The organism is Actinoplanes sp. ATCC 53533 (genome assembly GCF_003947245.1).
The window spans coordinates 1-12,628 of record NZ_QHHV01000143.1 but is presented as its reverse complement, the minus strand read 5'-3'; the positions used below and the strand labels follow the sequence as shown (position 1 = coordinate 12,628).

Annotated in this window: 13 protein-coding genes; 3 read left to right on the top strand and 10 right to left on the bottom strand. The window is 70.0% G+C overall.

From position 1 onward, the window contains the following. Positions 1 to 290: 290 nt before the first annotated feature. Complete coding sequence (gene pafA / locus DMB66_RS39360) at positions 291 to 1,649, bottom strand: Pup--protein ligase (protein ID WP_125809217.1); 1,359 nt, start codon at positions 1,647 to 1,649, stop codon at positions 291 to 293. Positions 1,650 to 1,777: 128 nt separating this feature from the next. Here pafA and rfbB point away from each other — a divergent pair, with 128 nt between their 5' ends. Next, a complete protein-coding gene (gene rfbB / locus DMB66_RS39355; protein WP_125809216.1) occupies positions 1,778 to 2,752 on the top strand; it encodes a dTDP-glucose 4,6-dehydratase in 975 nt (324 codons plus the stop codon). A 216-nt stretch (positions 2,753 to 2,968) separates the two neighbouring features. Here the strand turns inward: rfbB and prcA are convergent, their stop codons facing one another. From prcA to arc, 6 genes are all read right to left on the bottom strand, one after another. Then, positions 2,969 to 3,850 carry a proteasome subunit alpha gene (prcA, locus tag DMB66_RS39350; protein ID WP_125809215.1) on the bottom strand — a complete coding sequence of 294 codons (882 nt, stop codon included), beginning with the start codon at positions 3,848 to 3,850 and terminating at the stop codon, positions 2,969 to 2,971. Positions 3,851 to 3,948: 98 nt separating this feature from the next. Next, entirely contained in the window at positions 3,949 to 4,788 is an 840-nt protein-coding gene (prcB, locus tag DMB66_RS39345) for a proteasome subunit beta (protein ID WP_125809214.1), read from the bottom strand. Further along, on the bottom strand, positions 4,707 to 5,027 hold the full coding sequence (locus DMB66_RS39340; protein WP_233625156.1) for an endonuclease VII domain-containing protein: 321 nt from the start codon (positions 5,025 to 5,027) through the stop codon (positions 4,707 to 4,709). The genes prcB and DMB66_RS39340 overlap by 82 nt, the downstream gene beginning before the upstream one ends. Positions 5,028 to 5,051: 24 nt before the next feature. Then, on the bottom strand, positions 5,052 to 5,267 hold the full coding sequence (locus DMB66_RS39335; RefSeq protein WP_023364349.1) for a ubiquitin-like protein Pup: 216 nt from the start codon (positions 5,265 to 5,267) through the stop codon (positions 5,052 to 5,054). Positions 5,268 to 5,371: 104 nt separating this feature from the next. Further along, entirely contained in the window at positions 5,372 to 6,889 is a 1,518-nt protein-coding gene (gene dop / locus DMB66_RS39330; protein WP_125809213.1) for a depupylase/deamidase Dop, read from the bottom strand. 177 nt (positions 6,890 to 7,066) lie between these two features. Further along, on the bottom strand, positions 7,067 to 8,845 hold the full coding sequence (gene arc / locus DMB66_RS39325; protein WP_125809212.1) for a proteasome ATPase: 1,779 nt from the start codon (positions 8,843 to 8,845) through the stop codon (positions 7,067 to 7,069). A 175-nt stretch (positions 8,846 to 9,020) separates the two neighbouring features. Here arc and DMB66_RS39320 point away from each other — a divergent pair, with 175 nt between their 5' ends. Continuing rightward, complete coding sequence (locus tag DMB66_RS39320) at positions 9,021 to 9,314, top strand: ferredoxin (RefSeq protein WP_125809211.1); 294 nt, start codon at positions 9,021 to 9,023, stop codon at positions 9,312 to 9,314. Positions 9,315 to 9,371: 57 nt separating this feature from the next. Here DMB66_RS39320 and DMB66_RS39315 read toward each other — a convergent pair whose 3' ends face one another. From DMB66_RS39315 to DMB66_RS39305, 3 genes are all read right to left on the bottom strand, one after another. Beyond that, positions 9,372 to 9,962, bottom strand: a complete 591-nt coding sequence (locus DMB66_RS39315; RefSeq protein WP_199752891.1) for a hypothetical protein — start codon at positions 9,960 to 9,962, stop codon at positions 9,372 to 9,374. A 75-nt stretch (positions 9,963 to 10,037) separates the two neighbouring features. Then, positions 10,038 to 11,003, bottom strand: coding sequence for a tRNA (adenine-N1)-methyltransferase (locus DMB66_RS39310; protein ID WP_125809209.1), 966 nt, complete (start codon positions 11,001 to 11,003; stop codon positions 10,038 to 10,040). Positions 11,004 to 11,014: 11 nt separating this feature from the next. After that, entirely contained in the window at positions 11,015 to 12,193 is a 1,179-nt protein-coding gene (locus DMB66_RS39305) for a site-2 protease family protein (RefSeq protein ID WP_370320078.1), read from the bottom strand. 77 nt (positions 12,194 to 12,270) lie between these two features. On the opposite strand from DMB66_RS39305, the gene DMB66_RS39300 reads away from it, so the two are divergent. Next, positions 12,271 to 12,628, top strand: a 358-nt coding sequence (locus DMB66_RS39300; RefSeq protein ID WP_148112800.1) for a PD-(D/E)XK nuclease family protein, incomplete at its 3' end; no start/stop codon positions are given.

Below are 12,628 nucleotides of genomic sequence, written 5' to 3'. Positions count from 1 at the left end.
GCCGCACCTGGGCGCGGATGCGCTCGCGGCGCCGTTCCACGCGCGACCACCTGACGTCCTCGGCGGTCCGCTCCGGACGCTCGCCGGGCGGATAGTGGTCGGGCTCGCGCGCTGGTGTCGTCATGGCCGGACCAGCCTACCCCCGTCCGACCACCCCACCACCGCCCCTGACCGGGCTGAAGACTCCCCGTCCGACCACCCCACCACCGCCCTTGACCGGACTGAAGACTCGCCGTCCGACCACCCCGCCACCACCACCGCCCTTGACCGGGGCTGAAGGCTCCCCTGCCTCACATGCTGGCGATGAGGCGTTCCACCCGCTCGTCGTAGGCGCGGAACGGGTCCTTGCACAGGACCGTGCGCTGCGCCTGGTCGTTGAGCTTGAGGTGCACCCAGTCGACCGTGAAGTCGCGCCGCTTCTCCTGCGCGTGCCGGATGAACTCGCCGCGCAGGCGTGCGCGGGTCGTCTGCGGCGGCGTCTCCTTCGCCTCGAAGATCTCCAGGTCGTTGGAGATGCGGTCGACCGACTTGCGCTTCTCCATCAGGGCGTACAGGCCGCGGCCGCGGCGCACGTCGTGGTATGCCAGGTCGAGCTGCGCGATGCGCGGGTGCGACATCGGGATCTCGTGCTTGGCCTGGTAGCGCTCGATCAGCTTGTACTTCGACACCCAGTCGATCTCGCGGGACACCGGGTCGAGGTCGCCGTTCTCGATCGCGTTGAGCACCCGGCCCCAGAGCTCGACGACGCGCTTGGCGGTGGGGTCGCCGCCGCGGCGCTCGACGAACTCGGTCGCCTTCGAGAGGTATTCCTGCTGGATCTCCAGCGCGCTGACCTCTTTGTTGTTGGCCAGGCGGATCTTGCGGCGGCCGGTGATGTCGTGCGAGACCTCGCGGATGGCCCGGATCGGGTTCTCCAGGGACAGGTCGCGCATGACCACGCCGGCCTCGATCATCCGCAGCACCAGGTCGGCGCTGCCGACCTTGAGCAGCGTGGTGACCTCGTTCATGTTGGAGTCGCCGACGATGACGTGCAGTCGCCGGTAGCGCTCGGCGTCGGCGTGCGGCTCGTCGCGGGTGTTGATGATCGGGCGGCTGCGCGTCGTCGCGCTGGAGACGCCTTCCCAGATGTGCTCGGCGCGCTGCGAGAGGCAGAAGACCGCGCCCCGCGGGGTCTGCAGCACCTTGCCGGCGCCGCAGATGAGCTGGCGGGTGACCAGGAACGGGATCAGGACGTCGGCGAGGCGGCCGAACTCGCCGTGCCGGCTGACGAGATAGTTCTCGTGGCAGCCGTACGAGTTGCCGGCCGAGTCGGTGTTGTTCTTGAAGAGGTAGATCTCGCCGGCGATCCCCTCGTCGTGCAGACGCTTCTCCGCGTCGACGAGGAGGCCTTCCAGGATCCGCTCACCGGCGCGGTCGTGGGCGACCAGGTCGGTGACGGAGTCGCATTCGGGGGTCGCGTATTCGGGGTGGGAGCCGACATCGAGGTAGAGGCGGGCACCGTTGCGGAGGAAAACGTTGCTGGAGCGTCCCCAGGACACCACTCGGCGGAACAGGTAGCGGGCCACTTCGTCCGGTGACAGCCGCCGCTGTCCCCGGTAGGTGCACGTGACTCCGTACTCGGTTTCGAGGCCGAAAATTCGCCGTTCCATGACGAAACACTAGCCGCACTAGGGCCATCAGCGGCAGTGACAACGCGCCCTTTCACCGACGCGGAGCGTGGCGATCACCCGGCGAGATCAACTCGCAGGGCCCCGACCTGCGGATACACTGCGGCTTGATGAACCTTCTGGTCACCGGCGGCGCCGGCTTCATCGGGTCCCACTTCGTCCGCAGCGTGCTCACCGACGCGCTGCCGCCGCTGGCGGGCGCCCGGATCACGGTGCTGGACAAGCTGACGTACGCGGGCGACTTCGCCAGTCTGGGCCCGGTCGCGGAGAGCAGGCGCCTCGATTTCGTGCCCGGTGACATCGGCGACGCGGCGCTGATCGACGTGGTCATGGCCCGGCACGACGCGGTGGTGCACTTCGCCGCCGAGTCCCGCGCCGGCCGGTCGGTCCACACCGCCGCGGAGTTCGTCACGACCAACGTGGTGGGCACCCAGGTGCTGCTGGACGCGGCCCTGCGGCACGGCACGTCCCGCTTCGTGCACGTCTCCACCGACAAGGTCTACGGCTCGATCACCACCGGCGCCTGGTCGGAACGCTCACCGCTGGCGCCGAGTTCGCCGTACGCGGCCAGCAAGGCGGGCGCGGACCTGCTGGCGCTGGCCTACCACCGCACCCACGGCCTGCCCGTCGTGGTGACCCGCTGCGCCAACGCCTACGGGCCGTACCAGCACCCCGAGAAGCTCATCCCCCGGTTCGTCACGAACCTGCTGGAGGGCCGCACGCTGCCGCTGTACGGCGCCGGCAGCCAGGTGCGCGAGTGGGTGCACGTGGACGACCTCTGCCGGGGCACGGCGCTGGCGCTGCTGGAGGGCAAGGCGGGCGAGGTCTACCACATCGGCGGGAACAAGGAGCTGACCAACCGCGAGCTGACCGGCATGCTGCTGGAAGCCTGCGGCGCCGGCTGGGACCGGGTGGCGGCGGTCGAGGACCCCGCGGGCCACGACCGGCGGTACGCCCTGGACGACGAACGGATCCGCCGTGAGCTGGGCTACCGCCCCCGGGCGGACTTCGAGGCGGGGCTGGCGGCGACGGTGCAGTGGTATCGGGACAACCAGGAATGGTGGCGCCCGCGCGTCATCGACTAAGGCCAGGCGCGGGCCCGCGACCGGCTGCGTCGCCGGCCGCTCCCCCGGCCCGGGCCGGACGGCCAGGGGCGGGGGCGCGCTCGTCGCCGGTGGTGCCGGCTCAGGAGCCGTCGCCGTTGGCGTGCCGGCTCAGAAACCGTCGCCGTTGGCGTGCCGGCTCAGGAACCGTCGCCGTTGGCGTGCCGGCTCAATAACCGTCGCCGTTGGCGTGTCAGCTCAGGAACCGTCGCCGTTGGTGTCGTCGGCCGGCTCCGCCGGGTCGGTCTCGGTCTTGCCCTCCGCGGCGGCCTCGGGCTTGCCCTCCAGGTCGGCCGAGGCGGCCGAGACGGTGGGCTTGTCGTCGGCGGCGGCGGGCGGCGCCACGTCGCCCGCCTCGCCGACCTCCTTCTCCGGCTCGTCCTTGCCGCCGGAGAGCAGCGTGGTCAGCGCCGCGGCCTGGATTCTGCGGAAGGTGCGGCCCTTGCGGTTGCGGTCCAGGACCGCCACCTCAAGCTGGGACGCGCCCAGCGTGCGCGGGGTGCCGTTCTCCCCGCCGACGCTGGCCAGGCCCTCGACCGCCAGCGCCAGCGCCGTGGGCAGATCCGCCGCGACGTCGTGGCGGGACTTGAGCACCGTGGAGATGGCCTCGGCGGAGCCGCCCATCGCCATGAAGCCGGGCTCGTCCTGCACCGAGCCGTCGTAGGTGATCCGGTAGAGCTCGTCGGCCTCGGGCGAGGTGCCGACCTGCGCCACGCAGATCTCCACCTCGTACGGCTTCTGCGTCTCCGAGAAGATCGCACCGAGCGTCTGGGTGTAGGCGTTCGCGAGCGCGCGCCCGGTCACGTCCCGGCGGTCGTAGGCCAACCCGTTGAGGTCGGCCATCCGCACGCCGGCCCGGCGCAGGCTCTCGAACTCGTTGTAGCGGCCGACCGCCGCGAAGCCGATCCTGTCGTAGAGCTCGCTGATCTTGCGCAGCGAGGTGAGATTCTCGGCGACCAGCAGGACGCCGCCCTCGTAGGTGAGGACGACGGCGGAGCGGCCGCGGGCGATGCCCTTGCGGGCGTACTCCGAGCGGTCGCGCTGGACCTGCTCGGGTGAGGCGTAGAACTGCATGGCCACGGGTGGCAACTCCTTCGAAGACCGGATGGCGGTTTCTGCTGCGCGGACCGCCAGACACGAACTGGCATGGGTTTTCCGCAGCGGGCTGGCTCAGGCGCTCAGCCGCCCGGGTTCTCCATCCGTCCGGCGACCACTTGCTCGGCCACCGCGTTGATCTCGGCCTCGGTGAGCCGGTGGGTGCTGTCCGCCGTCGCGGTCATCACCACCGGGTAGATCTTGCGGGTCAGGTCGGGACCGCCGGTCGCCGTGTCGTCGTCGGCCGCGTCGTAGAGCGCCTCCACCGCCAGGCGGATCGCGTCCTGGGTGCTGACACCCGGGCGGTACCGCTTCTTCAGCGCGGACTTGGCGAACAGCGAGCCGGAGCCGATCGCGTCGTAGCCGGTCTCCTCGTAGAGGCCGCCCGCGACGTCGAAGCTGAAGATGCGCCCGGCCCGGGAGGGGTCGGACGGGGACAGGTCGAAGCCCGCGAAGAGCGGGACCACGGCCAGGCCCTGCATGGCCGCGCCGAGGTTGCCGCGCACCATGGCGGCGAGCCGGTTGGCCTTGCCGTCGAGGGACAGCATCGCGCCCTCGATCTTCTCGTAGTGCTCCAGCTCGACCTGGAAGATGCGCATCAGCTCGATGCCGATGCCCGCCGTGCCGGCGATGCCGATCAGCGAATAAGCGTCGGCCGGGTGCACCTTTTCGATGTCCCGGCTGGCGATGAGGTTGCCCATGGTGGCGCGCCGGTCGCCGGCCATCACGACGCCCTCGGCGGTGGCGATGGCGACGATGGTCGTGCCGTGCGGTGCGATATCGGCGGCCATCCCCGGCGGCAGCGGCCGGCGACCCGGCAACAGCTCGGGGGCCGCCTGGCTCAGGAACTGCGTGAAGGAGGACGTCCCCGCATTGGTGAACACATCTGGAAGACGCCCGGATGGATCAAAACCCGCTGCCACGTGGTTCCTTTCAGATACGTGATCGCTTCGGCGAGGAGTTCCGGGCTCTCCCGGAACTGCCCGAGGCCGCCGTCGCAGTTGAAGCACAATATCCCGCGCACCCATCCGGTGCGATGATCGTGGTGAAGGTGTTGAGGATCGGCTGCGCCACAAATGGCACAGCGGCCCCCCTGGGCCAGCAGCAGCTCGTCGAATTCGACCGTGCTGTGGCCATCGCGGTCATCTTGCCCCCGTGGCATGTCCGCTTCGCCCCCTTAAGGCCTTTACTCGCCGCCCTTTTGGACGTAACCGCGGACGAACTCCTCAGCGTTCTCCTCCAGGACGGAGTCGATCTCGTCGAGCAGGTCGTCGACATCCTCGGTGATCTCGGCGTGTCGCTCGGCAACCTCAGGGTTGGCCTCGGTGGTGACGTCCTCGATCTCCTCGTCGCGCTTGCCCTTGCCGGACTGCGACTGACCGCCGGTGTCTCGCGTTGCCATGGCTGTCCCCCTTCATGACCCAACTGGTTCGGGTTGGGAAAAACTTACCTCGCGGGTACGACAAAACGCCTGTCGGCGCGGGTGTTTCTCGCCCTGCGGGGCCGTCAGCGGCTCGTGATCACCTCGAGCAGGTCCTTCGCGGTGTCGCACTTGGCGAACAGGGCGCCGACGTGCTTCTTGGTGCCCCGCTCGGGCTCCATCATCGGGACGCGCACGAGCGACTCGCGGCCCACATCGAAGATCACGGAATCCCAGCTGGCCGCCACCACCTCGGACGCGTACCGGGCCAGGCACTGGCCGCGGAAGTAGGCCCGGGTGTCCTCGGGCGGCTCCACCATCGCGCGGCGGGTCTCCTCGTCGTCCAGCAGCGTCTTCATCGAGCCGCGGGCGACCAGCCGGTGGTACAGGCCCTTCTCGGTCCGTACGTCGGAATACTGCAGGTCGACCAGCTGCAGCTTCGGCGAGGACCAGGTGAGGTTCTCGCGCTCGCGGTAGCCCTCCAGCAGCCGCAGCTTGGCCACCCAGTCGAGCTGATCGGAGAGCTGCATCGGGTCGCGGCCGAGCTGGTCCAGCACGTCCTCCCAGCGCTGCAGGACGTCGGCGGTCTGCTCGTCCACGTCGGCGCCGTAGCGCTCGTCACAGAAGGCCTTGGCGCGCTCGTAGTAGGCCCACTGCAGATCCAGCGCCGTGAGCTTGCGGCCGTCACGCAGGCGCATCAGGTGCTTGAGCGACGGGTCGTGGCTGACGGCCTTGAGCTCGGAGACCGGGTCGGCGATGCCCAGCTCGCCGGTGAACACCTTCTCCTCGATCATGTTGAGGATCAGGGCGGTCGTGCCGACCTTGAGATAGGTGGAGATCTCGGAGAGGTTCGCGTCGCCGATGATCACGTGCAGCCGGCGGTATTTGTCGGCGTCCGCGTGCGGCTCGTCGCGGGTGTTGATGATGGGCCGCTTCAGCGTGGTCTCCAGGCCCACCTCGACCTCGAAGAAGTCGGCGCGCGAGGAGAGCTGGAAACCGGCGCCGCTGCCGTCCTGGCCGAGGCCGACCCGGCCGGCGCCGCAGAAGATCTGCCGGGTGACGAAGAACGGGGTCAGGTGCGCCACGATGTCGGCGAAGGGCGTCTGCCGGCGCATGAGGTAGTTCTCGTGCGAGCCGTACGAGGCGCCCTTGTTGTCGGTGTTGTTCTTGTAGAGCTGGATGCGGTGCGTGCCGGGGATCGTGGCGGCCCGCCGCGACGCCTCGGCCATGACCCGCTCGCCGGCCTTGTCCCAGCGGACGATGTCCAGCGGGGTGGTGCACTCCGGCGTGCTGTATTCCGGGTGGGCGTGATCGACGTAGAGGCGGGCACCGTTGGTCAGTATCACGTTGGCCAGGCCGAGGTCCTCGTCGGCGAGCGCGTCCGCCGGGTCATACGCGGCACCGGAGTAGGTGAACCCACGGGCGTCGCGCAGCGGCGACTCCTCCTCGTAGTCCCACCGGGCCCGGCCGCCGCGGTTGAGTTCCGGCCGCGCACCGTACGCGTTGACCACCTGCGACGAGGTGACCATAGGGTTGGCGCCGGGCTGCCCCGGCACCGAAATACCGTACTCGACCTCGGTACCCATGATCCGTCGAACGCTCATGCCACCACCCCACCCGCCACTGTGCTGCCGTTGCCCATGTATCGAGCCTAGACGCTTCCCAGTTGGTTCTCGCCCCCGCACGTGCGCGCCACATCACGGAGGGTAGAGATGCACAACGCGGACGAGGCGGCGCGTCGTAGCGCCTCCCCGCCCGCGTCGGGCGTTGCCGTGGACTAGTTACAGGTACTGACCGGTGTTGCTGGCCGTCTCGATGGAGCGGCCGGCCTCGGCGCCCTTGCCGCCGGAGACGAGCGTACGGATGTAGACGATCCGCTCGCCCTTCTTGCCGGAGATGCGGGCCCAGTCGTCGGGGTTGGTGGTGTTGGGCAGGTCCTCGTTCTCCCGGAACTCGTCGACGCAGCTGTCGAGCAGGTGCTGCAGTCGCAGGCCCTTCTTGCCGTTGGTGAGGAACTCCTTGATCGCCATCTTCTTGCCGCGGTCGACGATGTTCTGGATCATCGCGCCGGAGTTGAAGTCCTTGAAGTACAGGACCTCCTTGTCACCGTTGGCGTAGGTGACCTCCAGGAAGCGGTTCTCCTCGGACTCCGTGTACATCCGGAGCACCACGGCCTCGATCATCGCGGCAACCGTGACGTCCCTGTCGTTGCCGTGCTCGGTGAGGTCGTCGGTGCTCAGCGGCAGGCCGCTGAGGATGTACTTGGCGAAGATGTCCTTCGCCGCCTCGGCGTCCGGCCGCTCGATCTTGATCTTCACGTCGAGACGGCCGGGGCGCAGGATCGCCGGGTCGATCATGTCTTCCCGGTTGGAGGCGCCGATGACGATGACGTTCTCCAGGCCCTCGACGCCGTCGATCTCGCTCAGCAGCTGCGGGACGATGGTGTTCTCCACGTCGGAGGAGACGCCGGAGCCACGGGTGCGGAAGATCGAGTCCATCTCGTCGAAGAAGACGATGACGGGAGTGCCCTCGCTGGCCTTCTCGCGCGCCCGCTGGAAGACCAGGCGGATGTGCCGCTCGGTCTCGCCCACGTACTTGTTGAGCAGCTCGGGACCCTTGATGTTGAGGAAGTAGCTGGTGTGCTTCTCATCGCCGCGGCGCTCGGCGATCTTCTTCGCCAGCGAGTTGGCGACCGCCTTGGCGATCAGGGTCTTGCCGCAGCCGGGCGGGCCGTAGAGCAGGATGCCCTTCGGCGGGCGCAGCTGGTGCTCCCGGAACAGCTCGGCGTGCAGGAACGGCAGCTCCACCGCGTCGCGGATCTGCTCGATCTGCGAGTGCAGACCACCGATGTCGGTGTAGTCGACGTCCGGCACTTCCTCGAGGACGAGCTCCTCGACCTCGCTCTTCGGGATGCGCTCGTAGGCGTACGCCGAGCGCGGCTCGATCATGAGCGAGTCACCCGCACGCAGCTTCGACACCATCAGCGAGTCGGCCAGGTGGACGATCCGCTCCTCGTCGGCGTGCGAGATCACCAGCGCGCGGTCACCGGGACCGCCGGCCGGATTCTCGAGGATCTCCTTGAGCTGGACGACCTCGCCGACCCGCTCGTAGCCGAACGCGTCGACCACGTTGAGCGCGTCGTTGAGGAGGACTTCCTGCCCCCGTTTGAGGTCTTCGACCACGAGCGACGGCGAGACCGCCACCCGCAGCTTGCGACCACCGGTGAAGACATCGACTGTGCCGTCGGAATGGGCGGCCAGGAATACGCCGTAGCCGCTGGGCGGCTGGGCGAGCCGGTCAATCTCTTCTTTGAGAGTGACGATCTGGGATCGGGCTTCCTTGAGGGTCGCCACGAGCCGGTCGTTGTTCTCGGTCAGTCGGGCCAGCTGCGCCTGCGTCGCCGCGAGCCGTTCCTCGAGCTGACGGACGTGTCGGGGGCTTTCGGTCAACTTCCGCCGTACCAGAGCTAGTTCCTCTTGCAGGAACGCAACCTGGCTGGAGAGATCGTTGGCCTCTTTCTCCCAACGTGCGGCGCCTGACGCCTCGTCGCTACGTGCCACGTCCCACCTCCCCGGGGGCTCGAACGTCTTGGTGATAACAGTAGCCGCTGCGGGGCGGATTTCGACCCATGCAACACCCTCGTCACTGAACCTTGATCGATCGGGCCTGTGGGGTGCACCGGGTGGTCAGGGGGTTCGGGTACCGTCGGACCGGGCTAGTTGGGGGAGGTAAGCGGTGTCGACACAGACCGAGACAGGCGAACTTGAGGTCTGGGTGGATCAGGATCTGTGCACTGGTGACGGGCTGTGCGTGCAATACGCACCCGAGGTGTTCGAGTTCGACATCGACGGCCTCGCGTACGTCAAGGACAGCGCCGGTGAGCTGCTGCAGAGCCCCGGCGTGCGCACCGGGGTGCCGGCCCGGCTGCACCTCGAGGTGATCGACGCGGCCAAGGAGTGCCCGGGCGACTGCATCCACGTGGTGCGCGCGAAGGACGACGTGGAGATCGCCGGCCCCGAGGCCGACTGATCGTTTTCCGCCGCTCCGCGGGGCCCGGCGAAAACCGGCCCGGCGGAGCGGAGAATCTCACAGTGTCGGACGACCGACCAAAGATGCGACAATCCGGGAGAATTCCTCCAAGCGGGCAATCTGCCCCGGGCCGCCGTCGTCGAGCGTCTTGCCGAAGCGCAGCGCGTCATGCCGCAACGCGGCCCGGCCCTCGTCCTCGGCCATGCCGGGCGGCGGCACCGCGTCGTCCACGGAGCTCAGCAGCAGGTAGACGTCGATGCTGTCGACCCGGGCCTGCCCGGTCGACGTCCGGGTGAGCCGCCGCCGGCAGCCCACCTCGGTGACGGTCGACAGGGGCACCACCCGCAGGGATGACGTCATCGAGCCGACCGGCCCGTCCCCGGGCGCTACGTCCTCGCCGTGCCACAGCACGAGCCGGCTGCCGTCGCAGATGACGACCTCCTGCCACACGCCGTTGACCTCGTTGACGAAGCGCTCCAGCGTGAAACAGAGCACGGACGCCCCGCGCAGCACGCCGAACAGGGCGTCGAGCGCCACCTCGGGGTCGCGCAGATAGGCCCGGGCGGCCGAGTCCAGGTCCTCGTACGGCGACCAGTCGGGAAAGACCGCCGGCATCTCGTTGCTGCCACCGAACGGCGGAGAACTCATCGCGCCCACCCGTTCCCTCCGCTCCGCGAACCCATCGAAACCCGCGACGGAAACTACCCGATCCGCCTGCACCCGTCACACCCCGGGATCGTCCACCGGCTCCGCGCGCTCGGCCGCCAGCGCGGCCTGGGCGGCCCTGCGCAACGCGTACGCCTCGGCGCCCTTGCTCGGCTTGCGGCGGCGCGGCGGCGCCGTCACGCCGGGAGCCAGCTTGCGGGCCGAGACCAGGAACGCGGTGTGCGCGATCATCCGGTGGTCGGGGCGCACGGCGAGGCCGTCGGCGTGCCAGTCGCGCACCAGCGACTCCCAGGCCCGGGGCTCGGTCCAGCCGCCGCGCTCCCGCAACGCCTCCACCAGCTCGGACAGCTGCGGGGTCGTGGCCACGTACCCGATGAAGACGCCGCCGGGGATCAACGCCCGCTCGACCATCGCGAGGGCTTCCCAGGGGGTCAGCATGTCGAGGACGATCCGGTCGAAACCGGTCCCCTCGGCCTGCGCGACGTCGCCGGAGTGCAGGTGCCACGCGGGGTGCGGGCCGCCGAAGAAGGCCTCGACGTTCTTGCGGGCGATCGCCGCGAAGTCGTCCCGCAGCTCGTAGGAGTGCAGCTCGCCGGTGCTGCCGACGGCCCGCAGCAGCGAGCAGGTCAGCGCGCCCGACCCGACGCCGGCCTCCATCACCTTGGCGCCGGGGAAGATGTCGGCCATGGCGACGATCTGCGCGGCGTCCTTGGGGTAGATGACCTGCGCGCCGCGCGGCATGGAGAGCACGTAATCGGACAGCAGCGGGCGCAGCGCCAGATAGGCCGTGCCGCCGGCGGAGACCACGACGCTGCCGTCGGGCAGGCCGATCAGGGCGTCGTGCGCCAGGGCGCCGCGGTGGGTGTGAAACTCCTTACCGTGCTCCAGCACGATGGTGTGCATGCGGTTCTTGGGATCCGTGAGCTGCACACGGTCGCCCACGCGGAACGGGCCCCGGTGGGCGGGCACGGGCTCGTCGACCACGGTGGTGGTGGGTTGCACGGTCACTGATCGCTCTCTCATTCGGTGCTGGCTCATCGCTGCGACGGCTGGTCCGGTCGCCGGGTGCGGCCCGCGCGGCGCGGCTCCAGCAGCTCGGCCAGATCCGCGACGTGCAGCACGCCGACGACATCCTCCCCGGAGGTGATCACGTACTGCGCACCCGGGTGCGCCTGCACCGCCCGGACCACCTGCTCGCCGGTCAGCCCGAGCGGCAGGGCGGGCACCCGGCCCAGGTCGCGCGCGACGGTGTCGACGGCCACCCAGGGCCGCCGCGCGGCCGGCACGGCGGCGGCTCCGGCGGCGTCGACCAGCGCCACGAGCCGGCCGCCGGCATCCGCGACGGCCAGGGCATCCCCACCCCGGTCGGCCTCGCCGGCCCGGCGCTGGGCCTCCGCCAGCGGCGTCCCCGACGGTACGGCGAACAGCGGCCGCGCGAGGGCCCGCAGGTCGACGAGGGGGAACCGGCGGCTCATCCGCGCGAGCCGGATCGACTGACCGGCGCCCTGCCACAGCGTGAAGACCACGAGCAGGATGAAGACCAGCCCGAAGACGGTCAGCAGGTTCAGCCGGTACAGGGTGAACACGGCCGCGGCGGTGAGCACGGCGATGCCCCGGCCGGCCCAGGCGGCGACCTCGGTGGCCCTGTTCCGGTCCTTGATCAGCGCCCACAGCCCGGCCCGCAGCGCCCGGCCGCCGTCGAGCGGCAGCCCGGGAAGGACGTTGAAGACCGCGACGAGCACGTTGCTGGCGGCGAGTTGGAAGGCGATCTCCCCGGCGACGGTGCGGTCGGGCAGCACGAAGGCGGCGGCGGTGGCGAGCGCGCCCAACACCAGGGAGACGGCCGGGCCGGCCAGCGAGACCAGGGCGTCGACCCGGGGCGTGGGGGCGTCACGGTCCATCTCCGTGTAGCCGCCGAGCAGTTCAAGAGTGATCCCGCGCACACCGATGCCGTGCCGGCGGGCGGTCAGGGCGTGGCCGAGCTCGTGCAACAGCACGGAGCCGAGCAGACAAACCACAAAACCAAAACCGACGGCGTACGCGGCCGGCCCGGCGAGGCCCAGCTCGGCCTGCACGTATCCGCCGTAAACGACGGTGACCAGCACCGCGAGCAGCAACATCGACGGGCTGAGATAAACCGGGATGCCCAGCACATGCCCGACCATCCGGCCCGGCCGCCGGGCGGGGCGGGTCTGCTGTGCGCCGTCGTCCACGTGTCGATGCTACGGACCGCACCTGAGAGGTCCCTGCCGCGGCGATTTCGTCGTACCCCTCCCCTAGCCTTACCCCCATGACGGCAGAAACGGTTTTGTCCCCTTCCGCGGACTCCGCCGCGGACCCGCGGCCCGGCTCCGCTCCCGGGCGCGGGGAGCGTCATGCCGGGCCGTCGCTGTCGCCGTCGCGCGCCGCCGACTTCAAGACCTGCCCGCTGCTGTTCCGGTTCCGCACCATCGACCGGCTGCCGGAGAAGCCGACCCCGGACCAGGTGCGCGGCACGCTGGTGCACGCGGTGCTGGAGAGCCTCTTCGACCTGCCGGCGGCGGAGCGCACGCCGGCTGCGGCGGCCGCGCTGGTCGCGCCGTCGTGGGCGCGGCTGCTGGAGCAGGAGCCGGCCCTGGAGGCGCTCTTCGCCGAGACCGTCGCCGCCC